This window comes from Corynebacterium sputi DSM 45148 (genome assembly GCF_000427865.1).
Taxonomy (GTDB): domain Bacteria; phylum Actinomycetota; class Actinomycetes; order Mycobacteriales; family Mycobacteriaceae; genus Corynebacterium; species Corynebacterium sputi.
Window position 1 is genome coordinate 52,883 of the sequence record NZ_ATYV01000008.1, and the last position, 25,641, is coordinate 78,523.

28 protein-coding genes and 1 tRNA gene are annotated in these 25,641 nt (G+C 61.2%); 10 read left to right on the forward strand and 19 right to left on the reverse strand.

The genetic code is table 11. From position 1 onward, the window contains the following. Positions 1-7 precede the first annotated feature (7 nt). From YWU_RS0104925 to YWU_RS0104955, 7 genes are all read right to left on the reverse strand, one after another. Positions 8-655 carry a PDDEXK family nuclease gene (locus YWU_RS0104925; protein WP_027019586.1) on the reverse strand — a complete coding sequence of 216 codons (648 nt, stop codon included), beginning with the start codon at positions 653-655 and terminating at the stop codon, positions 8-10. Positions 656-1,455: 800 nt separating this feature from the next. Continuing rightward, on the reverse strand, positions 1,456-2,877 hold the full coding sequence (locus YWU_RS15275; RefSeq protein ID WP_051260052.1) for an NCS1 family transporter: 1,422 nt from the start codon (positions 2,875-2,877) through the stop codon (positions 1,456-1,458). A gap of 98 nt (positions 2,878-2,975) precedes the next feature. Continuing rightward, positions 2,976-4,253, reverse strand: coding sequence for a guanine deaminase (gene guaD, locus YWU_RS0104935; RefSeq protein WP_240484055.1), 1,278 nt, complete (start codon positions 4,251-4,253; stop codon positions 2,976-2,978). Beyond that, entirely contained in the window at positions 4,250-5,275 is a 1,026-nt protein-coding gene (locus YWU_RS0104940; protein ID WP_051260053.1) for a PDR/VanB family oxidoreductase, read from the reverse strand. The genes guaD and YWU_RS0104940 overlap by 4 nt, the downstream gene beginning before the upstream one ends. Before the next feature lie 8 nt (positions 5,276-5,283). Beyond that, positions 5,284-6,528, reverse strand: coding sequence for an aromatic ring-hydroxylating oxygenase subunit alpha (locus tag YWU_RS0104945; RefSeq protein WP_084141803.1), 1,245 nt, complete (start codon positions 6,526-6,528; stop codon positions 5,284-5,286). A gap of 153 nt (positions 6,529-6,681) precedes the next feature. Beyond that, positions 6,682-7,020: a hydroxyisourate hydrolase gene (gene uraH, locus YWU_RS0104950; protein WP_027019590.1), complete on the reverse strand. Its 339-nt coding sequence runs from the start codon at positions 7,018-7,020 to the stop codon at positions 6,682-6,684. Then, a complete protein-coding gene (locus YWU_RS0104955) occupies positions 7,017-7,562 on the reverse strand; it encodes a 2-oxo-4-hydroxy-4-carboxy-5-ureidoimidazoline decarboxylase (RefSeq protein WP_240484056.1) in 546 nt (181 codons plus the stop codon). Before YWU_RS0104955 ends, uraH begins: the two co-directional genes overlap by 4 nt. Before the next feature lie 106 nt (positions 7,563-7,668). On the opposite strand from YWU_RS0104955, the gene YWU_RS0104960 reads away from it, so the two are divergent. Next, entirely contained in the window at positions 7,669-8,235 is a 567-nt protein-coding gene (locus tag YWU_RS0104960; protein WP_027019592.1) for a hypothetical protein, read from the forward strand. On the opposite strand, the gene YWU_RS0104965 is transcribed toward YWU_RS0104960, so the two are convergent. Continuing rightward, positions 8,167-8,769, reverse strand: a complete 603-nt coding sequence (locus YWU_RS0104965; RefSeq protein WP_027019593.1) for a manganese efflux pump MntP — start codon at positions 8,767-8,769, stop codon at positions 8,167-8,169. The two genes, YWU_RS0104960 and YWU_RS0104965, sit on opposite strands and share 69 nt — an antisense overlap. 252 nt (positions 8,770-9,021) lie before the next feature. Here YWU_RS0104965 and YWU_RS0104970 point away from each other — a divergent pair, with 252 nt between their 5' ends. Next, positions 9,022-9,696, forward strand: a complete 675-nt coding sequence (locus tag YWU_RS0104970; protein ID WP_034647176.1) for a metal-dependent transcriptional regulator — start codon at positions 9,022-9,024, stop codon at positions 9,694-9,696. Positions 9,697-9,712: 16 nt separating this feature from the next. Here the strand turns inward: YWU_RS0104970 and YWU_RS0104975 are convergent, their stop codons facing one another. From YWU_RS0104975 to YWU_RS0105010, 8 genes are all read right to left on the reverse strand, one after another. Further along, complete coding sequence (locus tag YWU_RS0104975) at positions 9,713-10,702, reverse strand: MsnO8 family LLM class oxidoreductase (protein ID WP_027019595.1); 990 nt, start codon at positions 10,700-10,702, stop codon at positions 9,713-9,715. 29 nt (positions 10,703-10,731) lie between these two features. Next, positions 10,732-11,322 (reverse strand): histidine phosphatase family protein, encoded by a 591-nt coding sequence (locus tag YWU_RS15280; RefSeq protein WP_051260054.1) that lies wholly within the window; start codon positions 11,320-11,322, stop codon positions 10,732-10,734. Positions 11,323-11,325: 3 nt separating this feature from the next. Continuing rightward, complete coding sequence (locus tag YWU_RS0104985; RefSeq protein ID WP_205618299.1) at positions 11,326-12,102, reverse strand: CbtA family protein; 777 nt, start codon at positions 12,100-12,102, stop codon at positions 11,326-11,328. 11 nt (positions 12,103-12,113) lie between these two features. After that, on the reverse strand, positions 12,114-12,341 hold the full coding sequence (locus YWU_RS0104990) for a CbtB domain-containing protein (protein ID WP_027019597.1): 228 nt from the start codon (positions 12,339-12,341) through the stop codon (positions 12,114-12,116). A 245-nt stretch (positions 12,342-12,586) separates the two neighbouring features. Next, on the reverse strand, positions 12,587-13,132 hold the full coding sequence (locus YWU_RS0104995) for a DUF1990 family protein (protein ID WP_084141806.1): 546 nt from the start codon (positions 13,130-13,132) through the stop codon (positions 12,587-12,589). Further along, positions 13,129-15,267 carry an alpha/beta hydrolase family protein gene (locus YWU_RS17430; protein ID WP_027019599.1) on the reverse strand — a complete coding sequence of 713 codons (2,139 nt, stop codon included), beginning with the start codon at positions 15,265-15,267 and terminating at the stop codon, positions 13,129-13,131. Before YWU_RS17430 ends, YWU_RS0104995 begins: the two co-directional genes overlap by 4 nt. A gap of 21 nt (positions 15,268-15,288) precedes the next feature. Beyond that, the gene (locus YWU_RS0105005) at positions 15,289-15,846 is read right to left on the reverse strand and encodes a TetR/AcrR family transcriptional regulator (protein ID WP_027019600.1); all 558 of its coding nucleotides are present in this window, start codon (positions 15,844-15,846) and stop codon (positions 15,289-15,291) included. A gap of 49 nt (positions 15,847-15,895) precedes the next feature. Then, positions 15,896-17,398: an MFS transporter gene (locus tag YWU_RS0105010; protein WP_034647128.1), complete on the reverse strand. Its 1,503-nt coding sequence runs from the start codon at positions 17,396-17,398 to the stop codon at positions 15,896-15,898. Between the two features lie 168 nt (positions 17,399-17,566). Between YWU_RS0105010 and YWU_RS0105015 the strand changes: the two genes are divergently transcribed. Together YWU_RS0105015 and YWU_RS0105020 are read left to right on the forward strand one after the other, a co-directional pair. Beyond that, a complete protein-coding gene (locus YWU_RS0105015) occupies positions 17,567-18,112 on the forward strand; it encodes a GNAT family N-acetyltransferase (RefSeq protein WP_027019602.1) in 546 nt (181 codons plus the stop codon). 89 nt (positions 18,113-18,201) lie between these two features. Then, positions 18,202-18,771: a hypothetical protein gene (locus tag YWU_RS0105020; RefSeq protein WP_027019603.1), complete on the forward strand. Its 570-nt coding sequence runs from the start codon at positions 18,202-18,204 to the stop codon at positions 18,769-18,771. 39 nt (positions 18,772-18,810) lie between these two features. On the opposite strand, the gene YWU_RS0105025 is transcribed toward YWU_RS0105020, so the two are convergent. Both YWU_RS0105025 and YWU_RS0105030 read right to left on the reverse strand, forming a co-directional pair. Further along, entirely contained in the window at positions 18,811-20,187 is a 1,377-nt protein-coding gene (locus YWU_RS0105025; protein WP_240484057.1) for an SAM-dependent methyltransferase, read from the reverse strand. A gap of 25 nt (positions 20,188-20,212) precedes the next feature. Beyond that, entirely contained in the window at positions 20,213-21,733 is a 1,521-nt protein-coding gene (locus YWU_RS0105030; protein ID WP_027019605.1) for an FAD-binding oxidoreductase, read from the reverse strand. Between the two features lie 189 nt (positions 21,734-21,922). Between YWU_RS0105030 and YWU_RS0105035 the strand changes: the two genes are divergently transcribed. The 6 genes from YWU_RS0105035 (at position 21,923) to YWU_RS17440 (ending at position 25,468) form a co-directional block, all read left to right on the forward strand. Beyond that, entirely contained in the window at positions 21,923-22,276 is a 354-nt protein-coding gene (locus YWU_RS0105035) for an ArsR/SmtB family transcription factor (protein WP_027019606.1), read from the forward strand. 1 nt (position 22,277) lies between these two features. Further along, positions 22,278-22,424: an SRPBCC family protein gene (locus tag YWU_RS18575; RefSeq protein ID WP_240484058.1), complete on the forward strand. Its 147-nt coding sequence runs from the start codon at positions 22,278-22,280 to the stop codon at positions 22,422-22,424. 6 nt (positions 22,425-22,430) lie between these two features. After that, positions 22,431-22,901, forward strand: coding sequence for an SRPBCC domain-containing protein (locus YWU_RS15290; protein ID WP_240484059.1), 471 nt, complete (start codon positions 22,431-22,433; stop codon positions 22,899-22,901). A 768-nt stretch (positions 22,902-23,669) separates the two neighbouring features. Next, complete coding sequence (locus YWU_RS17435; RefSeq protein WP_051260055.1) at positions 23,670-24,008, forward strand: MFS transporter; 339 nt, start codon at positions 23,670-23,672, stop codon at positions 24,006-24,008. Continuing rightward, positions 23,987-24,175 carry a hypothetical protein gene (locus tag YWU_RS18115; RefSeq protein ID WP_169718880.1) on the forward strand — a complete coding sequence of 63 codons (189 nt, stop codon included), beginning with the start codon at positions 23,987-23,989 and terminating at the stop codon, positions 24,173-24,175. The genes YWU_RS17435 and YWU_RS18115 overlap by 22 nt, the downstream gene beginning before the upstream one ends. A 15-nt stretch (positions 24,176-24,190) precedes the next feature. After that, positions 24,191-25,468, forward strand: a complete 1,278-nt coding sequence (locus tag YWU_RS17440) for an MFS transporter (RefSeq protein WP_338025275.1) — start codon at positions 24,191-24,193, stop codon at positions 25,466-25,468. A 59-nt stretch (positions 25,469-25,527) separates the two neighbouring features. Here the strand turns inward: YWU_RS17440 and YWU_RS0105055 are convergent. After that, positions 25,528-25,600 (reverse strand) — tRNA-Lys (locus YWU_RS0105055). Positions 25,601-25,641: the final 41 nt, after the last annotated feature.

Here is a 25,641-nt window from a genome sequence, read left to right on the forward strand (position 1 = left end):
AGTCGCACTAATCCCAGACCTTCTCACCGTTCTCGTCCCACCCGATCAATTCCGCTTCCCGCCAGCACCCCGATATTTCTCGGGAGCCGGCGGGATGTCTTTTCATTGCCTCTTTGATCAGACGTAGTGCCTCTCCACTCCTGACCTGCCTCCATCCCACCTGGACCACCACGTAACCCTGGTTTTCCAAGTCGATTTTCCGGTCATGTTCTCGGAGCATGACCTTTTCCGACGGCCCATGCTCCCCCAGATATTTCCCTCGACCGTCGAACTCCACTGCCATGTTGTACTCCGGGAGAAAGAAATCGACCCGGGCCTTCTCGCGTCCATGCGGGTCAAACACCTTGACCTGCTGCTTCACATCAAACATCCCTGCGTCCAGAAACATCGCTTTCGTCAGCGATTCCCCCGCAGTCTCCGATCTTTCTCCCGCATGATGCAGGCACATCTGAGTGTGCACTCCCCGCAAACTCCCCGACTGCAGCCGGCAGTGCCGAGCAATCTCCTTCTTCGAGATCCCCTTCGCCAGTGCTGACTCCATCACCATCAGCACAGTCGCACATCCTTCATCCGCCGTGACCGCTGCTGCCACATCGGCGACCGTCCGGGCAATCGTCGTGACCGCAATCCCGTCGCGGAGAACTACCTCCCCCACCGGTACGATCCGCCTGCGCAATAGAACCCGGTAGCCCCCTGTGTTGCTCCGAATTTCGCTGTACCTACGAGAATTCGCTGACGCCAGAATCAGCTGCTCAGGATCTTCCGGTAACCACAATCCGTGATGAATCGCCGCGGCTTCACCACACAGAAATCTGGCCCGATAGGCCAAAGCCGCGGAGACAATGGCCGTCCTGGTCTTCTCCCAAGTCGGTGCCGTGTTCCAGCGATTCTGCGAGATGTAAACACCCGGGAAAATCCGGCAGGCGAAACCGCGCGCCGTTGCTCGACGGTATTTCGACCGAGCGGTGGCATCACCCGGAACTGCGATCAACGGTCCTGTCGGGTGCAATCCTTGGAAACCCTGATTGGGAACCGGTGTCGATGGGTGCTGTGGTGAGTTCATGGTGCCGCCTTCGCACAGTCGTCTGGTCTTTGTAGGCCCTCTCACCTAGTTGGACGTGACGAACCAGGGGTGAGGTTCCCTCAAATCGAAAGAAGCACCCCTCTCCGAGTCACCCGATTACCCATGAAGTGGCAGATTCGGCGGCTTTTCGCCCCTAAAGTGCCACTTTGCGAGGAAGTCTCTGCCACTCAGCGAGGTTATGGAAGTGCTCACTGCCTGCAGCTTTTCGTCACGTGACGAATACATGTGCTAATCCGGGCCCAGCGGACGTGCGAAAACGCCCGAGGGAACCGCAAGAAACTCGGTTCACTCGGACGCCAGGCGGAATGGGTGGGAACGGCTGGGTATGGGTGGAAAAGGCAGTGTGCGAGCGGCGGCTCGATAGACCTAAATCAGTCGAGGACGACCTGTTTCGCCTTCTCGGTGGGATGAAACCTCTTCGAGGACGGCAGCACCTTCATCAATACCCAGTAGGCAACGGCCGCCGGGATGAGGCTGACGTACCAACCGACGTCTGCGAACGGTGCAGCACTGGCGGCGCCAACGGCGACAGCGATGACTGCTGCCCAGTTGGTGCCACGGAAGGAGCCGTTGGTGTCGTACAGCTCCTCCAAGGCCAGACGCTGCTTCCGGAAGAAGAAGTAGTCGATGACCATGATGGCGAAAATCGGGCCGAGGAAAGCGGAGTAGATCTGCACGAAGGTCTGCAGGCCGTCAGCGGATTCGTCGCGGACGAGAAGCCACGGGAACGTCAGCGGTGCGAGGAGTCCGACGATGACGGTGGCGTGCCAGAACTTCATCTTGAAGATGTCCATGAGGACGTAAGTCGGCGGGACAACGTTGTTTAGAACGTTGGTTGTGACCTGGGAAAAGGCGATGGAGAACAGGGTGACGACCAGGAGAACCGGGTTGCCCACGGCATTGGAGAATACATCGACCGGGTCGACGGCACCGGTTGCGTCGGTGACCATGAAGGCGATGACGCCCATGAACAGGGTGACCGGCAGCAGAGCGAATGTGTAGAGCGCGGTGCGGAAACCACCGCTGGTGCCCTTGGTGTGCTCGCGGGAGTAGTCGCTGACGTTAATGATCATGTTGGCGTAGATGCCGAGGAACAACATGGTGGCACCCCAGAAGGGCACGCCCCAGGAGCCCTCGACATTCATGGACTCGCCGATTTCAGAACCGTATTCGTTGACGACGGCGTAGAAGATGTAGATCAGTGCGGCGAGCATGAAGATCGCGCCGATGTTTTCCAGCCACTTGATGCCCTCGAAGCCGCCGACGGACAGGCCAATCTGCAGTGCCTGGAACAGGACGAACACGAGGATGATGTTGTTGAAGTCGAACATCACGTCCAGAATCGTGTTGATCGCGACGGCCCCGACCCAGCTCTGAAATCCGTACCAGACCACTGCTGGAATAGCGCGGATGAGACCGGGAATTTTGGTGCCGGACACGCCGAACATTGATCGGGCGTGGATCACGAAGGGGATGCCCCACCGGTTTCCGGCTGCGCCGTTGAGCGCGAGGCCGACACCAATCACCAGACAACCAATGCCAATGGCGACGGCCGCCTGGAAGAGATTGAGGGCACCGACCAGAGAGGAGCCCATGGTGAAGGTGCCGATCGAGATACAGCCACCCATCCACGTGAACATGTACGTGGTTTTGCCCATGATGCGGTTAGTGGTGGGGGCCAGGGAGTCGGACTGGTTCGGGTCGTAGGCGGCGGTTCCAGCGTCGGCGGAACCGGCTGGCGGTGCGAGAGGAGGGGCCGTAGGGGCTGTGAGAGGTTCGGACGGGGCGCTCATGCGGGGGCCTTTCGAGGAGGTCCGGGCTGTGGGTTCCTTTCCCATTTGAGTGGCCCCGCATGTCAACTCTGTTTCTTCAGAAAAGACTCACAGATTCCTCAGTTGACTCGCCTACCGGCCACGATGACCTCTGCGATCGCTCGGTCGTCGCCAAGCATCATCAGGGCAAAGAGCAGTTCCGCCGTGGTGGTGGCATAGTCGGCTCGGTTGCGCAGCACCGGGGAACTCTCAGGGTCGAGGACGACAAGGTCTGCGTCCTTGCCTGGTTCCAGGGAACCAACATGCTTCCCGGCGCCCAAAGCCTCCGCACTCGACAGCGTCGCCAGCGTCAGCAGCTCTGTGGCTGACAATGGAGACCCGATCATGCGGGAGGCCTGATAGGCCGCAGCGCAGGTAGCCAAGGGATTAAGGCTCGTGCCGGCACCGACGTCAGAGCCGAGTCCGACATGCAGGCCGGAGTACTTCTGCGCCTGATTCACTCCGAAGATTCCGGAGCCGAGAAAGAAGTTCGAGGTCGGACAATGTGCCAAGGATGCCTCCGCGGCCCCCAAACGACTGAGCTCTGAATCGGACAAATGAATCGCGTGGCCGAATACAGAACGCCTGCGCACCAAACCGAATTTCTCATAGACATCGGTGTAATCGGTGGCCCAGGGGAAAAGTTCGGATACCCAGGCGCATTCCCCGGAGTTTTCGGAGAGGTGGGTTTGGATGGGGACGTCGGGAAGCGAAGAAGCGAGTTCACCGAGCGCTTGAAGTTGCGCGTCGGAGGACGTTGGCGCGAAGCGCGGCGTGATGGCGTATTCGAGCCGGTCAACGCCATGCCAGCGGTGATAGAGCTCCAAGCTTTGCTGCGCAGCGGAATCGGGAGTGTCCAAGAGTTCATCGGGGGCGTTACGGTCCATGCAGACCTTGCCGCTGATGATCCTGAGGCCGCGGGTGCGGGCGTGACGGAAGAGGGCGTCAACGCTGCCTGGGTGGACCGTGCCGTAGACGCATGCGGTGGTGACGCCGTTGGCGATGAGTTGGTCAGTGAAGAAGTCGGCGACGGTGTCGCAGTGGCCGTCATTGGCGAAGGCTGCTTCGGCGGGGAAGGTGTACTGCTCCAGCCATTGCAGTAGTTCATGGCCGGGCGAGGCGATCATGCCGATCTGCGGGAAATGCACGTGGGTGTCGATGAGCCCGGGGATGATCAGGCGTTCGCCGTGGTCCAGGATTGACGCGGCGCCGGGATTGCGTCGGAGCACCTCCTCCACTGGCCCAACATCTACGATCGCGCCGTCCGACCAGGCCACTGCACCGCGGGGGATGTCGAGGACGTCGCCGCCGGTGACTGGGGTGAGCACATGGCCCTTGATAATGTTCAGCAACCTCACACCTCCAGTGTCAGGGACGGTGTCTTCGAACGCGAGCAGCACACGTTGATCCGCGAGTTGGAGGCGTGTTCAACCGGCGACTGGGATTCATCTCGGTGTTCTGGGGTTCCTGCGACAACTCCGGTCAGGCAGGAGCCGCAGATTCCCATTTCGCAGGACAGTTCCACGGGGTAACCATGCTCTAGGAGGACCTCAGCGATGGTTTGATTCTCCCCAACTGTCATGGTGTCTCCGGTTGAGGCGGCGGTGACGGTGAAGCTGTCGCCGGTGAGGTCGACCGGTTCGGACAAGGCGAACCGTTCCACGTGAACGGCTGCGGTGGGCCAGCCATCGGCCTCGGCGATCGCGACGGCGCGGTCGATAAATCCGGCTGGGCCGCAGATGTATAGGTGGTCACCGGGTAGGCACGCCTCCGGCAGCATCGAGGCGGTGCGAAGGCTGTCGCCTCGTTCACTGAAATGCTTCACGACGTCCTCTTCCCACACCTTCCCCTCCATCCATCCGGACATCGGCATTGTTGTCTGGTTGGACGAATAGCAGTGGAATCGAACCGGCAGGTCCACGGCGGTCTGCGCTTCGGCCATCGAGAGAAGCGGTGTGATGCCGATGCCGCCAGCGAGGAGGATCGTGCGGCCGGGGTTTTCGGTATCCGATGGTTCAGCAAGTGGGAAGTTGTTGCGAGGGCCGGTGACCTCCAGGGTGTGGCCGACGCGGAGTTGTTCGTGGATTACTTTCGAGCCGCCACGGCCGATGTCGTCTCGGCGCACGGCGATGTGCCAGCGGTCGCGTGAGCCCTCGGCCGAGGGGTCGCCGATCAGCGAGTACTGGCGGAGCACTGGGCCAAGATGGATATCGACGTGGGAGCCGGCGGTCCATTCCGGCAGGGTTGCTCCGCTGCCGTCGGTGTCGAGGTTGGCGGCGCGCAGTTCGATGAGCAGGACGTCTTTTCCTGCGCGGGCCATGGATTCGACGACCATCAGTGTCGTGGGTGTGGTCGAAGTAGTCGGGGTGCTGGTAGTCATTGCTGCCCCTAAACCGTGAAGAATTCGGACAGGCCGATGCCGCGGAGAGCGCGTCGGTAAGCGATGGAGGACTTATCCGCGGGGATGTGAACTTCCAAGGCGGGGTCGAGCGGGAGGTTCTCCGGCTTCTGGGCCTCAACCATGGCACGGTCTTCTTCGAATACCTGGACGTTGAAGTCGTAGACGTCCTGGACGGGTTGGTCGGTGTCGAAGTTGCGGCAACGGGCGTCGAAAAGCCGGGTCTTTTTCGCCGAGACCGGACAGGCTGCGTTCATCATGCTGAGGACCGCGCCCTCTGGGAAATGGACGACGAGTGTCGCGGTGAACGGCACATGTAAGCGGAAGTGGCGCAGCCAATTGAAGCCTTCGGGGATGGCGGCGACTGCCTCGGTGGCAGTGTGCGGAACATTCGGCATGGTCGACCAGTATTCGGCTTCGAAGCCATCAGAGATCACTACCGGGGTGTAGTCAGGGACCTCAGGCTGGTCGGCGAGGGCGAAAGATGGCGCATGGACGAAGGCGAAGTGCGCGACGTCCAAGAAGCCCTCAACCTGGCGGCCGGCGAATGCCTCGATATCGATGATGGGGCAGTTGATCTGCTGGTAGCCCTCGTCATCCCAGTGCGGGACCGGCGGAATGTCAGCGACGGTATCGACGCCAGGAACTGCGCCAGGCTTCGCTGCGAGACACACCCACACCAGACCATAACGCTCCTCCACTGCATAGGAGTTGAGGTTCATCTTCGCCGGGATCCGGTTCTTCGGGTGCGCCGGAATGTCGGTGCATTCGCCATTCGAACCGAAGCGAAGGCCGTGGTACGGGCACTTTAAGCCTTTGCCGTCGTGCTGGCTTTCGCCGAGGCTGAGCTTCATGCCGCGGTGCGGGCAGAGGTCGTCGGCGACAGTTGTGACCCCGTCTGCGCGGTAAAGCACCAGCGGCATGTCCAAGAGAGTGACGCCGGTGGGACCTTCGGTGACGTCTTCAACCTTCGATACCGGATACCAATACTTCGCGATGATCTGCCAGTCGCGCGGCTCGAACGTCAGGTTGCGCGGCAGCGGCAGGTCACCGGGCTGGGGTTCATAGCCGGTATCAGTCGAGGCTGCGGCAGCTCGGGGCAAGGTTCCGACGGAACCGGCGCCCTGGCCCTGCACTCCGGTCAGATCCGGGGTGAAGGACGGTCGGGAGAGTCGGGAACGTTGGAGGGGACTGTCCGCTTCGAAGCGGGTATCGGTGGCAGGGGTGGTCGTCATTGCTCTCATCTCCTCAGATGGGCTGGTGATCAGAAGAAGGGTCGGGTGTCAGGCGCGCGGAATCGGCGCAGGTCAACAACCGTGTGCGATCTGACCGGGGTTCCATCCCGTGGACAGTGCTGAGGAGGCGATGAGAGGTGAGGTCACAGGAGGTCAGCTCCCCCGGTACGTGGAGTAGCCATACGGCGACAGCAGCAGCGGAATGTGCAGATGAGACGGCTCATTGCGGTCCCCGGTGATGGAGAACGTCACGTCAGTCCACGGGTACAAGGTCGCGGCCCCGGAGCCGGCCAGGTAGTCGCCGGTGAGAAAGCGCATCCGGTAGACACCCACGCCGGGCGACTCGCGGAACTTGTGGCGCCCATCAGCGTCGGTAGTGACAGTGACGATCGGGCGATCTTTCCCGTCGAAGCTCACCTCTGCCAGTTCAACGGTCATTCCTGCCGCCGGCAGCCCGGTGGACGTGTCCAGGACGTGGGTCGACAGGCTCATTTGTTCTCCTCCTCGGCGATGAATCCGCGCAGGCGCAGTTGATTGATCTGGTCGAGCTGACGGTGGGCGATGTCGATTTCCTGACCCGGGTCATTACCCATGCGTTCAGTGAGCTGGTCCAAGATCTCCTGGCTCGACAGGCCCGCAGCACGGATCAGGAAGTTGAACCCAAAGTGATCGCGATACTCCGGCTGTAGCTCCCGCAGTCGATCCAGCGCTTCGGCATCGGACTGAGCTTCGGATTGTTCAGCCGCAGAGCGGCTGCCGGCTGCCACAGTTCCGCCGATCGGAGGGTGGGCGTTGATGGAGGTGAGGATCTGGTCGTCGGGAAGCGAGTGCAGTTGCTTCGACGCAGTTGCGCAGATCTCCTCAATGTCAGTCATCGGACGCACCGCGACAACAGCGGCGGCAAGTTCCGCGCTGCCGAAAAGCTCGCTCAACGACGCCTCCAATGCCCCACCCGAGGCAGCATTGAACTCCTCGACGGTAATGGGACCGGCGAGGGTGGGAGGGGAATCGGTGGGCGTCGGCGAAACTGTCATGCGACCAGTGTCCGACACGACCATTTCCCGTCTGTAAATCGGCTGTTGCGGATCGGCAAACGACAAGCTCATACGTAGAATGTCGGGCAGATAATGGAGGTGTCTGATGGAACCGAGGCACAAGCGAATCGCAGCTTGGACGGGCGTCGCGATCACTGCAGGATCAAGTGCGCTGCTAGGCGGACTGGCCTTGCGAGACCGAATGTTCCAACGATTCGACGCCGCAGAAGCCGAGCGATATTCACGCCGGCCGGGCGACGACCTAGTCGCGGACGCACAGGTCCATGACGACCACGGAGTAACCGTGGACGCACCAGTCGACGAGGTCTGGTCGCGGGTGCAGCGGCTCGCGGCTGAATCAGGGCTGAAGGTGGCACTTTCTGAGGAGCCGAAATTCGTTGTCGTCACCGGTAGCGCGGGAATGTCAGTCGGCTTTTATATGCGCCCGGAACATGGCCTCGACGGATGGCCGAAGACCCGACTTCATGTGCGGCAACGGCACTCGGCGGGTTCGCTTGGTGCGAAGGCGCAGATGCGGTTGACGACCGGTATCACAACGGCGATGACCTGGCGAATGCTGAGGGATCTCTCGGTACCGACAACGTCAGATGGGACCCATGGCGGCGATGAGTCCGTAGTTCTCGGCGAGGATTCGGGCACCAATCGCGATTAGCACGAGGCCGCCGAAGATCTCTGCGGGCTTGCGGAACCTCAGTCCAACGCGCTGCCCCATCAGCACGCCACCGAATGACAAGAACCAGGTCACCACGCCAATAATGAGGACGGCGGACCAGATCGACACATCTAGCACGGCAAAGGAGACACCGATTGCCGCAGCGTCGATGCTGGTGGCCACGCCAAGAATCAGCAGCCTGCGAATGCCGAAAGAGTGTTTGGCGTTCGGGTCCGGGGCATCTGCGCAATCGTCACTGTCACCGGAGAAGGCATCGACGATCATCTTCGCGCCGACCAGAACGAGCAGAACAAAAGCGATCCAGTGATCGACCGGTTCAAGGAACTGCGCGAACTGGGACGCAAAGAACCAGCCGAGCAGAGGCATCGCGACCTGGAACACTGCGAAAATACTCGCGACGATCACTGCATGCCGGTACAGGAACTTCCGCACCCCGACGCCATTGACCAACGCGACTGCGAATGCGTCGACAGAGATCCCCACTGCAACGAGGAGAATTGTCCATGACGGCATGACGGTCGATGGCCTTTCTGGCAGGGTCCCGCGTGGCGTGGGACGGAATGTCCGCGCGATGAACCACTGTCATCGATACACCTGTTATGTGTCTACGGATAACTATGGTTGTGGGTCGTCCAGAATTCTTTTGGAGTGAAGCGAAACCTTCCTCAGGTAGGATTTCGTATCCTGTCCACGGGTAAGTCTGAGCGCGTCCATGTGACTTTTTCCCGACAGGACTGGTCCGACTACATCAGGCAGGATGGTGAAATGCCCGCGCAGGAGAACAGCCGCGTCATTGAGGACTACGTCACCCTCATTTGGAAGGCAAGCGAATGGCCCGGCGACGGTCTTCGCGTCACCACCTCTGACCTCGCCTCGGCGCTCCAGGTCACCCCGTCGACGGTGTCGGCGAACCTGAAAAAGCTCGCCCGCGAGGAACTGATCAATTACGAGCCCTATGGGGACATCGGATTGACCGATGCCGGCGAGCGGATCGCTCTGGATGTGGTGCGGCGGCACCGTCTGCTGGAGACGTACTTAGTGGAGTTCCTCGGATTCCAATGGGACGAGGTCCACGATGAGGCAGATCGCCTAGAGCATGCTGCGTCGGATCTGTTGATTGAGCGCATTGATGCGATGCTCGGGCACCCGACCGTCGACCCCCATGGTGACCCGATCCCTCGGCCGGGAATCGACGTCAGCGTTCCGGCACGGCTATTGACTTCCTGCCGAGACACCGAGACGGTTCGGGTCGCTCGAGTCTCCGACGCCAATCCCGCAATCCTCCGATTCCTCTCAGACCGGAACATCACGGTCGGGTCGGATCTGGAAGTCATCACTCCGATGAGCACCACAGGCCTAATGACGATCCGGCACGCGGACACCACCATCGAACTCAGCACCGTCATCGCCACCGCAATTCACGTCAGCGACCCGCACTAATTCCGCGTCCGAATCGCTATCCCATGGCGGCCATCAGCTTCTCGTCGAGACGGAGCTGGTCTGCGGTGGAATAAGTCGAGGTGGAGAACAGCAGTTCGTCGGCCCCACTGGCCTGGACAATGGAGCTCAGGTTGTCGTGAACTTCGGCCGCGGTTCCTGCCGCGACCTGACCAAGTTGCTTCCCGACGCGCCTTTCTACCTGCCCCGACCACCGATACTCATGGATCGCCTCTGGTGATTCCAGAGGAGGAAACTCGCCCTGCTGGCGGGACATCGCCATCGCCCAGGCCTCCGGCAGGGCGAGATCACGTGCGGCTTCGGTGGTGCCCGCAATATAAGCGTCGAGGCTGACAATCACGTACGGCTCGCTGGCACCTGAGGTGGAGGCCGAGGGTCGGAAGTTCTCTCGGTAGCGGGCAAGAAGATCGGATATCTCCGGCGAGCGAACGATCGGGCCGCCGACAACAACAGGCAGTCCGAGGGCCGCAGCAATATCCATGCCGGATCCGGTCGCCAGCGTGAAGACCGGAACCGGGTCAGTGACCGGCCTAGCGGTGACGGTGCCGGTGTCGTCGAGGTATCCAAGCAGTTCCGTGAGATCTGATCGGTACTCGTCGGAGTTCTGCTCTTGTCGTCGCAGTGCCTGACGCACCGGTTCGGTAAATCCCACCGAGCGGCCAATCCCCAGGTCTACTCGTGCGGGAAAAAGCCCCTCTAATAGTCGGAACTGCTCGGCGACAATGAGCGGCTGATGCTGCGGCAGCATCACACCACCAGAGCCAAGCCGGATCGACGAGGTGACCTGCCCGATCGCCGCCAACAACACCGCCGGCGAACCAGAAGCGATTCCCGGCACGGCGTGATGCTCTGCGACCCAGAACCGGTGAAAGCCGAGCTCCTCGGCATGGCGGGCGCGCTGCACCACCGCCTGCAGATCAGCACTATCGACCTGCCCACCGTCAGAGTTCACACGGGTACGGGAGCGGTCGAGCAGTGAGAGCTTCATGCCCGGTGCAACGGCTGACTGCGCGTCAACTATTCCGTTGACTCGGTGGTGTGTCTCTCGCTTCGGGACGGAGGAACGATGGCGCGTAGGTGCCAGGGCCCGCCGGGGCGTCGAGTGATCGTGGCATAGGAGCCCGGCGCGACATCCAGCCTGGTGAGCGACTGAGCAGGTGCATCCATCGCGTACACACAGGCTGCGCGAACAGTCGAGGAACTGGCGACGATGACTGCCCCAGAGTCCGGCCACTGATCCGAATCGAGAACGCTAGAGATCCGATCGAGGTGCCCGGTAAGGGACTCGCCGCCAGGTGGAGCCGCCGAGGGGCTGCCGATCCAAGTCCGCAGCTGCTGCAGTGACGCCGGGTCCGCGGCTACCTCATCGAGTGACATGCCTGACCACTCCCCTGCATCAGGTCCACGCAGATCATCATCGATCCGTACCGAGCCCTGGAGCATTTCGGCGGTACGCCGACAGGCGGGTTCGGGACCGGACAGGATGAGTCCGGTGTGGTGGGTGGGGAGGTGAGGGAGGGGTGCGCCGGGAAGCAGGTCGGTGTGGTCACCGAAGATGCCCCGCCTGCTGCCTAACGTGAGCCCATGGGCGACGAGGGTGATGCGCATCGGCTAGGCGTTGACCGGCTGGGGCTGCGAAGCAGGGGCCGACTTCGCTCGGATCGCTCGCTGAGAGAGCTCTGCGAGGACTAGGCCAAGGACGCCCCACAGCACGATCTGCACCAGCAGGCTGGACAAGCGGAAATCCCAGAGCAGTGAGGGCGGGAAACCTTCGGTGGGAACTTCGTCGTACCGCGGCATGAAGGACAGCGCCAACACCGCGACGAGGAGATACGTGACAAGGCCCGCGAGCGCGGCGTACCAGTACTCGACCTTCGACCGAAGAGTGTGACTGACCGCCAGCGCCGCTGCGACTCCCGCGAGCGAAATCGCCAACATGAGGAAATAGAGACCAGTCCGATAACCAATGGTGTCGCCGTCACCGACCGCCGGCGGATTCGGCGGGTAGATGAGGTACGGCACAAAATACACCGCGACAAAAGCCACCCCAGCAACCGAGAGAGCAGTGACGCGAACATCGGTACGGCTAAAGAACCGGCCCATGGCCAGCCCCGTAGCGATACCCGTGAGTCCTCCTAAAGCAGCGCCGACGACGAGCATGCCGGTGAGAAGGCCCGCCGAGGACTGCAATCCGCGAGAAACCTCGGTCCCCTCCTCTTCCTCCGCTGCGGCATGCTCCCCATGGTCATGGCGGCCGGCGGCCTCTTCGATGGCAATGGCCGATTCGATGGGCGGCTCCCCCACCGCATAGCTCACAACAAACGCGGCGAAACCCGCGATAACTCCCGCGATCAAACCGCGGACAAGGAAATCCCTCAATGACAGCATGTGCAGACCTCCTAGTGGCACGGGAATCCGAGGAGGTGGCGTCCGTCATGAACCCACTCATGGACACCGTCACCGGAGACGATCGCCGTCGCCCCCTGCTCAGCACCAACGAAGTACAGCGCGAGGACGGAAAGCAACACCCCGAACACTGCCCACGGCCAGGCCGCAGACAAGGACAAGGTAGGAAGTGCGGGAAGATCCACCGCACCTGAATTGGGGACGGATACTGCTGAGGTCATGACGGGACTCCTTCTGAGCTTGTGCGACTCACGAATGGTTGATTCACACGAGGGTCAGGGTCTGACTCGGAGCAGGGCCACCCGGGACGTGTCATCAAACCGGGACAGCGTGGCCTATCCATACAGTGGCGCAACCGCGTCGGATTCACACCGACTTCCGTTCACCTCGTGAAGCTGAAGTTACTCAGAAAGTCCCACCGCACCTAGGGTTTCTTGCGGTTCACCCCCGTTCGGACCGCCACTGCTCAGCACTTATCGAGCGAGCGCAGGTACCGGTCCGTCATCACATCTTGGAACGCGCGGGCCACCGGTCCGCCAAGGCGGGTTAACCACGTCGCGGGATTGGAGAAGGCGGAGATAGTGAGGGTGAGGGAGGCGTCGGGAAGCAGTTCGAGAACGAATCTTTCTTCGCCTTGCTCCGGGTGGCCGGGCAAGGTGCCGTACGCGAAGCCGCAGCGGGTCGGCTCGTCGATGACTTCGACGACGCGGCACGGAATGGTCGTGGCCAACGGCCGGACTCCGAGAGTCATCTGCACCACCGTGCCCTTTACGAGAGGGCTTTGCGACGCCGCCACCGCCAACCCGGCGCGCGCCTGCACCTGCCAGGTGAGCAGATCTCGGGCAGCGCCCTCGAAGTCCCGGCGGGTCAGGACTGTGGTCTTGGAAAACCACCGGTACTCCTCGACGGGGCCGACTGCGGACTGGCCTACTTGCTGATAGGTCAGCGGGGCGGCGCGGAGGCGGCCGGCGGTGGCACCGTCCAGTGCAGTGACCTTGCTCGCGCGACTCATCGCACCTCCACCCCATCCAGGTAAATGCCCTGCTCACCGACGCCGCTCACGGAGATGACAACGCCGACGGCTCCATAGGTGCACTCCGAGGGCACAGTGAACGTAGAGAGGAACGGCTCACCTGGTCCGTTCGGCATGAGCGCCGGGATCTTTCCGTACTGGCCATCGAAGGTGGCTCCGACTTCTCCGATGTCGCACACGATGCTCGGACCATCTGGCATCTCAGCGGTGGAGCGAACGGCCATAGGTTCGGTGCGATAACCGACCGGAGCGGCGTCAGCGAGGTCGAAGGTGACCTCTTCGGGGGCGTCCGGCTGCACGAGGCTGTTCACGCGGAATTCCACGGATCCGTCGGAGCCTTCACCGCGGATACGGATGACCTCGTGATCCCAACTTCCAGAGCGCCTGGGCAAATCCTCCATCTCGACGGCGGCACCGGCGAAATCCGCGATTGGTTCGGGCAGACCCGTCTTCACGGCGGCGCGGAGGTGTGACGGCGGCAGCCAGGAGGCGCTTTCAATGTCGCCGGTGAAGTAGGCGCGGGCGTCGCCGTCGTCATACAGGCTGTCCCGGAGGAATGTTGTGAACAGGCCCTTCGTCGCTTGTTGCTGCTCTTCAGGCTCTATGAGAACCGCGGTGTTGAGCATGCGCGTCGAGATTCCTGCACCAGTGTCGTAGCGGCCCCAATCTTCGTTGAACTGGGTGTGATTCGCCCTCTCGAGGAGAACCGCCGCGGAGATTCCATCCGGGCCAGGGGCGGTGTGCTCGAACTGGCGGGCTCCGGCGAACGTCGACAGGTCGGCGTCATGCGTGGCTGACACGGTGAGGTAGTCGATCCCCTTCAATTCTGCGACGGGGACGATCACACCGGCAGTTGGAGCGAGTGCCACGACAGTCCTAATGTCCACGTCAGGTAAGTCCGGCACTGGCCACGGCACGGAAGTGCTCGCAGTCCCGTTGTGCATTGTCGCGGCCACGGCAGCAGCCTCACCACCGCGGGAGTGCCCGGCTAGAACGGTTTTCGACAGATCCACACGCGGCACCTCTGGAGAGGATTCCCTCTCCCAGGTCTGCCACTGATCGAGGTGCTCCATCAGCATCCGGGCGCGCATCTGGTTCGCCAATTCCAGGCTCCCGAGAGTGTCGAACAGCCCGGTGTTCAGGTACGTCTGCTCAACCGACGCCACCACATAACCCTGGCTCGCCAGGTGCTCACCGAGGTATTCAAATCCGAGTTCATTGTCGGCCTTTGCGGAGTTTCCATGTGCGATCAGCACCAGCGGGAATCCTTCCGCCGGTGGCTCTGCGTCCGGCGCCCAGACGGTGGCATTGAGGGGAAGTTCAGAGGCATCAAAACCCATACCGCGGGTGCGCAGTGGTTGATCAGCCCATTCGGGCAGCTGCTCTGAGGCATCGACGGTGCCAGAGGCCACGTCCGCGTCATCGCCGTACCGACCGCTACCGGTTTGCCCGCCATAAGCGAAAAACGTCACAGCCAACGGTCCGGCATCTGCCGCATTGTCCACGGTAGTACCGCTTCCGCCATGCTTTACGACGTCCTCAGCCGACTCTCCCGAGCCCGGCCACACCAGAATGGTTCCAGTCACCATCGCTGCGAGAGCCACAACCGACACCGTGGTGCGCGCGGCAATCTGGATCTTCCGCGAGTAGGTGGGCCGACCGGCCCATAGATGCCCAATAACACCTCCGACTACTGAACCGGACAGCGCGATGATTGTCGTCATCCAGGCCCACCACCCAACGCTCGGTCCCGGCGCCATCGAGCCAAGCAACACTGCGGATGAGGCGAACGCGGCGAGGAACGGAACTGGAAATCGGCGCGTAAAAAGCCTCGCCACGCCGGTGCCGACCACCACGACAGCAAGTGCCACTCCGATGATGACCAGCAGATCAGCAGCAGTAATCAGAAGGCTGATGCCCAAAGCCGACGGGACAATGCGCTCTGCCGCTCGCCAACCCCACACCACCAGGCCCAGGACGACAGTGCCGACCGCCGCCCCATTAAGTCCAGGTCCAGTCAGCCAGTACCGGGCAAACCACTCCCCAATGCGCCGCGCCCTAGTCCGGGGCCGCGGAGCGTCAGTGTCCTCGGGGGCCTCGGGTGCTGTAGTCATGCCCAGAAACTACCGGCGAATCTAGCGCCGCGTCAGACCGATCAATTGCCGCTCCAGGTCACCTCGATCACCGTAGGAAAGGACAGCACCCCACAGCGGAGCGCTATTGCCGCCGTCGGTGGCTGCGACGATGAGTCGAGTAGTTGCGGGGTTGAGTCCGTCGTGAAGCAGATCTGTTCTCCACCGTTCCGCCTCTTCCTGCGCAAGCTCTCCGAGACCGGGCTCCAGCATCAGGTTCGAAGCCAACGCGATGTGCCGCTTCTGCTCTGCAAAATCCTTGGCATAGGCAAAGCTGGCGCGGATGTACCCACGGGTGAGCCTGCCTTTTGCTCCTTCTGGCTCTGCGGAGGTGAACTCCTCCACAAGGTCCCGGAACTGCTCCAGGAGATACGTGGCCAGGTCAATGAGGAGCTTCTCTTTGCTTGGGAAGTGGTACAGCAGACCGCCTTTGGATACGCCGGCTGCCTCGGCGATGACGGTCACGGGCACCTTGGTGCCGTTTTCCCCGATGACAAGGGCTGCTGCGTCGAGGATGTTGCGTCTGGTGTCTTCGGCTGTCCGGCCAGCGGTGCGTCCCATGGGTGGGCCTCCTTCTGTGGGGTTAGGTGTGGTTCCTTGTCGTTTCCGCTCAGTGGTCCACAGCCACTGACTCCTTCGTGTTCGGGATCAGCCGATAGGCGAGGAAAGCTGCGAACAACATCACGCCAGCTGCGATGAGAGTGGTCGACCGCATCGCCTCGACAAACGCGTGCTGGGCGGCGATGAAGGCGTGGCTGCCGTAGTCCAAGACCGTCGACGCGGATGCCAGGGAATCTTCGACCAGTTCGGTCGCCTCCGCTGGCAGATCACCGGGGACGGTCAGATTCCGTGTGTACAGTGCAGAGATTACCGAGCCCAAAACGGCGATGCCGAGTGCGACACCAAGTTCATAAGCCGTCTCCGAAATGGACGCCGCGGCGCCAGCCTTAGCGGGCTTCACCGCAGAGACCACTGCATCGACGCTGAGTGTCTGGGTGATGCCGATTCCCATGCCCAACGGCACGATCGCCAACAACACCCACCCGAGCCATTCCGCGCTTTCAACGTAGGAAACGAGCGTCAGTCCGACCGCACCGAGCGCCAGGGCAAAGGCAATCGCTCGGCCCCTGCCCAGTTTCGCCAGCAGCAGCCCCACCACCGCGACCGCAGCCATTGCCGACAGCGCTGCTGGCAATTGCGCGATGCCTGCCTCCAAGGGTGTCAGCCCACGTGCGAGCTGCAGGTACTGAGAGAAGAAGAACAGCACACCAGTAAAAGCGAAGACCGCGAAGAAGTTCACGAGGACCGCACCAGTGAAGGCTGGATTGCGGAATAGGTCGACGTCGATCATCGGGGAGTTCGATCGCCGCTGTCGTCGCACGAACCAGATGGAACCGACGACACTGATGGTAATTGCAGCGATCGTCGACGGTCCAAGGTTTCCTCCCGCGACCTGCTTGACCGTGTAAACAAACGGGACGATCGCGACCATGGACAGCAGGCTGGAGAACAGATCAAAGGCTCCGGGGTTCGGGTTCTTCGACTCTGGCAACAACCAGGCGCCGACGATGATGACCACAGCCATCACCGGCAAGTTGATCAGGAACACCGACCCCCACCAGAACCGCTCCAGCAGAACACCGCCGACCAGTGGCCCGAGTGCAATACCGCTGGCAGCGGCGGCAGACCAGATGGCGATGGCACGAGTGCGCTCGACAGGGTCGGTAAAGATGTTGCGGATCAGGGACAGCGTCGACGGCATAATCGTCGCACCAGCGATGCCCAACAGCAGGCGGGCCAAGATAAGCACCTCGGGCGTCGGGGCGAACGCTGCCAGCAGTGATGCCATGCCGAAGGCGAAGGAGCCAGTCAACAACAGCCGCTTTCGGCCGATCCGATCAGCAAGGTTGCCCATCGTCACCAGAAGCCCTGCCAAGGCGATTGAATAGATGTCGCCCACCCACAGCACCTGAGTCGAGGTCGGTGAGAGCTCCGCGGTCAGCGCCGGCACCGCCAGGTACAGCACAGTGGCATCGACTGCCAGTAGCAAGACCGCACCGACCAGCACCACGAGTGAGCCCCACCTGCGTGCGGGCCCCAGCACGTCACTCATCACATCTCCTCATTCGTCACCGCAGAACTTAACCGTCCCGCCGGTACATTTTTACCGATTCAGTCCATTCTCGCCAAACAGGACCACATACTCGTCTGTGACCTGCGCCGAGGCCGTCTAGACTGAACTCATCCACCTCATCTGGACACTGACACACCAAGGACAACGATGATCATCACCGACGCCACCGCCGAGACCATCCCGGGCATCACCGAGATCTACAATGATGCGGTCCGCAACTCCACGGCGATTTGGAACGAAGACACCGTGAGCCGCGACAACCGTTTCAACTGGTGGGTTGGCCGCGTCAGCGCCGGTTATCCGGTCCTGGTGGCGCTGGCGAAGGATTCACTCTCCTTTGATGAGGACTCTCCTAGTGCCCCAGAGGTTCTCGGCTACGCAACCTTTGGCGACTGGCGTGCCTTCGACGGCTACCGGTACACCGTCGAGCATTCTGTGTACGTCCGCGACGATCAGCGGGGCAATGGCATCGGAACCAAGTTGATGGAGCAGCTCATCAACCGCGCACGGCACTTGGGCAAGCACGCGATGGTCGCGGGCATTGACGCGTCGAACTCCGGCTCAATCACCATGCACGAGCGCCTTGGTTTCGAACGGGTCGGACTGCTGCCCCAGGTCGGCTCGAAATTCGGCAACTGGCTCGATCTGGCCTTTCTGCAGCTGACGCTGGATGACCGGAAGTCACCGTCGTAAAGCATCAAGAACTCGCTTAACGACGTCTCCCTACCCAATGCCATAATGACCTTTCCTAAGGCCACAACCTGCCCGGAAAGGAACCGACAATGACTGACCGACTCCGCCGCCCGCACTTCCGAGGAACCGCCCGAACTGCTGGTGCGGGTATCGCCGCACTGGCGATGGCAGTGTCACTCGCAGCGTGTTCGGATGGTGGTTCCAACTCCGGTGAAGCCATCAACGGCCCGACCGGCAATGGCACCGCCGAGATGCCACAGGAGTCACAGCAGGATGCCCCGCAGGGTGGCTCCAAGGTCGAGGTGTCTTCGGTCGGCGATGGCCCGACCGGTCTCCGCGCGAAGCACGGCACCGGGGACGTGTCCGCCAACGGTTCCGGTTCCGCCGGGATCTACCAGGGCCGGCTGATCACCGCCTCTGGCAACTGCCTGTCCGTCACAGACAATGATCGCCCTGACCTGGTCGTCTTCCCGGAGGACACTGAGTTCGACTTCAACAACCAGCGTCCGTCGGTGAGTTCCGGGGACTTGGATCCGTTGTACGTCGGCGAGGAGATCCGGTTCGCAGGCGTCGCGGTGCCGATCGACGACGTGGACGGAGTCCCCCGCCACTGCGCACAGGGAGCCTCAGACATGGTGCAGGTCGTCCAGGGCTGGTAATCCCCTCCGCCGGCCCCCACCGGGACCGCGAGGGCAGGATCAGGATTCCCACCATTGCCGGACTGGTACCTCTGACCGGCCCTCCTCGTCCGGTCGCACCCCAAGTACCTGGTGCAATTGGATGACGTTGTGCTCGAAACCCCACTCAGATCCAGCCATGTAGAGACCAAAGAGTCGAGCGGTGGCCTCGCCGACCAGCGGGGTTGCTTCATCCCAATTAGCTGCAAGCAGCTCGCACCAGTCGTGAAGCGTGCGCTGATAATGCGGCCGCAGGTCTTCTTGATGGATGACGTCGAAGCCGGTGTCCTCCATGATCGTCATGACGGTGCCGGCACCGGTCAATTCTCCATCGGGGAAGATATAGCGGTCGATGAAGTGGCCCGTTTTCGTCTTCCGGTTGTGCGGCCGAGTGATGCAGTGATTGAGCATCCTGCCGCCTGGACGGAGCTTCCCGAAGAGTCGGCCGAAATAGTCCTCGTAATTCTGCACGCCGATGTGCTCGAGAATCCCGATAGCGCTTACGGCATCGAAGTCTGATTCGGGAACGTCGCGGTAGTCCATGCAGCGGATCTCGGCGAGGTCATCCAACCCGTCTTCCTCGATCTTCGCTTTGCCCCATTCGTACTGTTCCTTCGACAGCGTGACGCCAATGACTCGCACACCCCGAGATGCCGCATAGCGAACCATGCCGCCCCACCCGCACCCGACGTCGAGAAGCCGATCTCCCTCTTTCAGGTCCAACTTGTCGAATACGAGTCGATGTTTGTTGTCCTGGGCGTCGGTAAGCGGCTCGTTTGCTGCAGCCCCCTTCGGCCAGTTGCCCTGATTCCAGTCGCCACCGGGCCCGGTCACCGGGTTCGCGCCGCCATCAACTGATGCCGGATAGTAAGCACAAGTGTAGCCCATCGAATCGCCGAGGAATTTCTCGTAAAAGGCATTGCCGACGTCGTAGTGCCTGCTCACCACATTTTTGTCGCGCTCTCGCGAATGCCTCGATAGCCCCTCCAATACTGCTCGCTTCCACCCAGGCAAGGTCTCCTGGGGAGGAGCCGGCTGAAAACGGAAGGCCCTCAGTGATTTCAAAGACCGAGTAATCGCCCAGATATCGGATCCAGATGGCCTCCGGATGCTGTCGTATAGCTTCTGCAAGTTGTCGAAAAGAAGGTATGGATGGCCCGGATGGTCGCCCACCACCGTGATTTGACCGGTGATATACGCCCGAGCCAACCCAAGGTCTCCTGGAGCCGTGACGATGTAAGCCAATGCGTCCGGAGACTCGATTCGCAGAGTCAGATTAGCCTCTTCCGGGCCAGCGACCGATCCGTCGAAAGCCTCTACGCGGAAGGGAGCCGGCGGGGTGACCACCTTCTCCACGATCTGCCCCACGGTCAGCGGTTCAAATCCTCGTGTTCCCACGTCATGCTCCTTTCGATTGTTCCCGTCAGTGCCACTTCACGGTTTTTTCGTACAACCCCGGGAATCGTCCATCCGGGTCGTACACGGACTTCAACTTCTGCGGCAGGTCCCCGCCATAGAGTTCGGCGAACTTCTCAGGGGAGTAGAACGCCTCCGAGTACAGCGACTTGTGCCCGCCGAGGCCGGAAACAACCTCTTCGATCTCACGGTTGAAGGCCCCTTCCGGAGCATCTGCACCCATGAGGTCCACTGGCACAGAACTCCAGAACCCCACATTGACCCAGGTATCCCCCGGTGTCAGCGGATACAGCGGCCATGGATTCTTGGTGGCCTCCTGCGAATCCAAGACCTCAGTCGTGCCAGCCAGTAACTCCACGCCGTCCGCCAGCCGGATCGGACACAGCCACACTGGCTGAATCTCGCAGGTGGTGAAGAACCATGTGAGAAACTCCGGCAGATTCTGCGGCGTCACCTCGATGTCCTGCACCACGCGCTCGCGAGCTGGGCGCCCGGCGCGTGCCTCAAGTCGGTCGGCGATATCGAACTTGCGATCCCATCCGATGATCTTCCAGTAGAAACTCGACCGCAGTAAGTCTCGGGGCCACAGCGCCCGCACCGTCGGATTCTGGGCGCCAAATGCTCGGTTGCACCAGAACCAGTCGATGTCCCATCTCCACAGGTAGTCGCGGATGGTTAGGCGGTCGCGCAGGATGCCGTCGGGATGCTGTATTGAGCGGTAATAACTCTGGTCGCGGGTGTAATCGCTAACTGGACCGGTTTCATCCGTGCCTTTTCCGAGCACCAAATAGCACTCGTCCAAGCTGAACACGACCCCGTCGAGGTAGTCGACTCGTTCCCCGTCGTACGCCTTTCCCTCGGCAATAAGGGCAAGAACCTCAGTGAGCTTCCCGACGTCCCCAAACCTCACATGCCTCAACTCCACAAACGGCATCACCTTCTCGACCCGGACCTTGATCCGAACCGCATATCCGAGCGAGCCGTAGGAGTTAGGAAAACCACGGTAAAGATCCAGGTTCTGCGTCGGGGAGCACGTAACAACCTCGCCGGTACCGGTAAGAACATCCATCTCTAGGACTGCCTCATGCGGCAAGCCATTGCGGAAACTGCTCGATTCCACGCCCATTCCAGTCACCGCGCCGCCGAGGGTGATTGTCTTCAACTGCGGGGTGACCGTGGGCGCCAATCCGTGTGGCAGCAGGACGTCGACAAGATCCTCGTAGGTGCACATGCCTTGGACGTCGGCGGTGTTTTCTACGGGGTCAACGGCGACTACCCCTCCAAGGCCACTGGCATCCAGTCCTGCGGACTCGGTATCCCTGCCACGGAAGAGGTTCGACGTCTTCTTCGCCAAACGCACTCGCTCACCTGTCGGCACCGCCTCGAAGCTGTCCTTCAACCGCTGGACAGCCTGATCGTGCGCCCACCAGCCCACTGGTGACAGGTCCCGTTGTTCTAATCCATTTCCGATCCGGACGGAGTCGGTGAACTTTCCCGCGATCCGGACAACTTGTTCCTTCAGGCTCATGCCAACCCACCCTATCCATGACGCTGTCGCACAGATCGGGCAAAGAGGGGATGGAGGGGGCAATGATGAGCAATCAGTAGCCCGATGCAACCGCCCTTCCCGCAGACCACAGGCTTATCCACCGCGGCCGCACGGCGCTCAGCGAGGAATACTCTTCTACGCATGTCGATATGGACATATGATGGGCGCATGTCCAGAGCACCCACAACCACCGACGCCTTCAATGCTGTAGGCGACCAGACCCGCCGAGCGATGCTCGACGAACTCGCAGAAGGTGAACTCACGGTTGGGGAACTCGTGGACAAGGTTGGACGCCCTCAGCCGCAGGTATCCAAACACTTGCGGGTACTGCGGGAAGTCAACCTGGTGAGCTGCAGAAACGTCGGGCGCTCGCGCCTGTACCGGATCGACCGCACCGGCCTTGACCCGCTTCATGGCTGGCTTAACGACCTCGTTGCCCAGATCAATAGCTCGTATGACCGGCTCGATGACTACCTCGCAGAAGTTCACGCCGGGCACAACACTTCATTCACGGAGGAATGACATGGCCACCAGACACGGATCCGCACAGGTGACGCTCCGGTCGGACACCGAAATACAGATCGTGCGCAGCTTCGAGGCACCCCTGCCACTGGTGTCGGACATGATGACGACCCCCGAGCACTTGCTGCGCTGGTGGGGACCGTCATAGCACCCGATGGTCGACTGCCAGATCGGCCTTCGAGTTGGTGGAACCTGGCGCTACACCTCACGTGGAGCGGACGGGCAGGAGCTCTCCTGGCACGGCACCTACCAAGAAATCGAGCCCCTGCATCGCATCGTCACCACTGAGATCTTCGAGTTGATGCCGGACGCTGAATGCCTCACATCGACCACCTACGAAGAATCGGACGGAGTCACAACACTCACCACTCTCGTCACCCACCAGAGCAAACAGAACCGCGACGGCCACATCCAGTCAGGGATGGAAGCAGGTATGCAGGAGACTCATAACCGCCTCGACGACCTGCTCGCATCTTCTGATTTTCAGCAGCAGGCGCACGACCAACAACAATCACGCCGATACACGCTTGCCCGTGCGCGCCAGGGCGTTCCCCGCATTCCACCCAGGAGCTCTGCCTCCCGCCGGCGGCGAATACTTGCCCGCATCGACACCAGCATTGACTAGAAGCCAGGCGACGAGGGAATTGCTATTTCACATATCCCCCACCCCAAGTACAGCACGCCCCCATGTCAGCTCTGGAAGGTGAGCCAGGCTTGCCAGCAATCCCTCCGCTGCCTGACTCCCTATCCCGATGACGACAGGTGACCCCACCGCGAAGTCACGGTCCGGCAGTATCCCCTCCGGCCAGGCTCGGACCGCATATCGAAAAGCCTCAGTTGCCCAAGAATCTTCAGGCCCACCGGCCCCTGACCGATAACTCCCCGGGCTTCACTAGGCTTCCCCCAAGCAGGGGTCATCTCGATGACATACCGGTGGTCTGCGAGGTATAGCTCTAGCGCCGCATCGAAGAGCGGCTGGGGTCGCCGTCGATCACGCGCGGCACAGAGCAGTTCCCAGAACCGACTCGTGCGCTTGACGACGCACCCACCAGCCCCAACGGGGAGCCACCAAAGTTCAATCCTGTGCGTGTTCATGAAATGCATCCCAGAACATCTCACCAAATACCGCGCCGATATCTTATAAATAAAGTTCCCGAGCTTACGTCGGATACCGCAGAACCGAAGAAAATGCACTCGACATCACAGTTTTGCATTATTAACACTTAGCTTAGAGAACACACTGTCGATCACGCGGTGCAAATACCGGAAGGCTTCCTGATGACCAGCACCAAGGACACTGGACTGCCTCCCGGCGAGGAACCACACTTCCAAGACGCGGACGAGGTCATCACCCATAAACCGATGATGTCCACCGGCAACATCTTCATGATGAATGTCGGGTTCTTTTGGAGTTCAGTTCGGATTCGACCTCACTCAGACCGCGGTGAACCCCCTCTTCTCCGCCCTCGGTGCAGACGGGCACCAGCTCCCGCTCCTCAACTTGGCGGGCCCGATCACCGACCTCCTGATCCAGCCGCTGATCGGTGCAATCACCGACCGCACTTGGCATCCGAGATGGGGCCGTCGTCGGCCAGCCATCCTTCTGGGTGCCCTGTTGATGATCTTGACGTGCTGGCATTCCCCTTCATTTCGGTGCTGTGACTCGCGGTCGTCGCACTGTGGCTCCTCGATGCCGGTGACAACACTGCAATGGAGCCGTATCGAGCGTTGATCTCCGACAGACTGCCGAAAAACCAGCTCGCCCGTGGCTTCCTCGTGCAGAGTATGTTCACCGGTGGCGGTGCGGTGCTGTCTAACCTCTCGATCTTCATCTCACAGAAGTTCGTGCCCGGGGTGGCGGCCAACGGCATCCCCTACTGGGCCTACATCTGCTCCTGACTCGGCGCTGTATGCATCCTGATCACCGTCGGTATGGCGATGCGCAAGCCAATTGAACTTCCGCCGACCAAAGCCGAACTCAAGGAACGGGCTGAGGCCAAAGGCGGACCGTTCTCTATCATCACCGACATCGCATCTGGGGTGCGAGTTATGCCGAAGGCAATGCACAAGATCGGCATCGTGTTCGCGTTCCAGTTCTATGCAATGTTCATCTACTGGCAGTTCGTGGCACTGAGCGTGGGCCAGTCAGTGTTTGGAGTGTCCCCAGAGGTTGATTCCGAGGCATACCAAGTGGCCGTCGGCTGGTCTGGCCTTCTCAACGGAACCTATAACCTGTTCACAGTGCTCAGCGCATTGTTCCTCCTGAAGGTGGTGGAGCGCTACGGCGGCCGACTCAACCAGACCTTCAGTCTCGTCATCGGCGGTGCCTGCATGGTCTGGCTCTCCACCGCGAGCAGTAGCTGGCTGAGCCTGGTGCCGATGATCGGCATCGGCATCATGTGGGCATCGGTGATGGGTGTTCCGTACCTGATGGTGGCGAGTATGGTCCCGACCCACAAATCGGGCGTGTATATGGGAATCCTCAACATGATGATCGTCGTCCCGATGCTCGTCCAGACCCTCACCTTCGGTTGGATCTACCAGAACCTCCTCGGAAACAACCCCACCAATGCAATTCTCCTGTCCGGAGCACTGCTGCTCATTGCCTCTGTTGCGATGTTGTGGGTTATAGCTCCGAGTGAAGCCAGCGAGTCCACCATCGTGCCCATGGGCCGCGCCGGTGCCGGACACCAGGGCTACGACCGAGTCATCGTCGGGTCCGACGGCACCGAGAACACGATGTTTGCCGTTCGTCGTGCAATGAAGATCGCTGAGGAAGCCGATGCACGGTTGACCATCATTTCCGTCTTCCACCATGAGAAATCAGGCCCCGCAGACCCCAACCGCCATCACCTGATTGGCAAAGAGGCCGGCCGAGACGCCCTGCGGCGCACCGTGAATCAACTCAACCAGGAACGCCTGAGGAACTACGACGAGCTCGTTGTCCCAGGGGACGTCGCCGATACGCTACTGGCGGCTTCCGATTTCTCACGCAAGAGCCTGATCATCGTGGGCAACCGAGGCATCGGCGCCGAGCGTGGTTCCCTCGGGGACGTGGCTGCAAAGGTCGTGCAAAATGCTGCATCGGACGTGATCATCATCCAAGTAGATGACGTGACGAAGCAGGCCAAGGAGTACTGGAATCTCCCGCCGCGAACAGCCGCCCATGAAGACGGACCAAACGACGAATAGTTTGGCTCCACCGAAATAAAACCACCCCTTCACCTGGAAAAAGGTGAAGGGGTGAGCAGTGGGCCCCGTGGGGCTCGAACCCACGACCTGCGGATTAAAAGTCCGTAGCTCTACCAACTGAGCTAGAGGCCCTCAGTGCTGCCACTGAGATTAGCAGCGCGGCCGCAAGAATT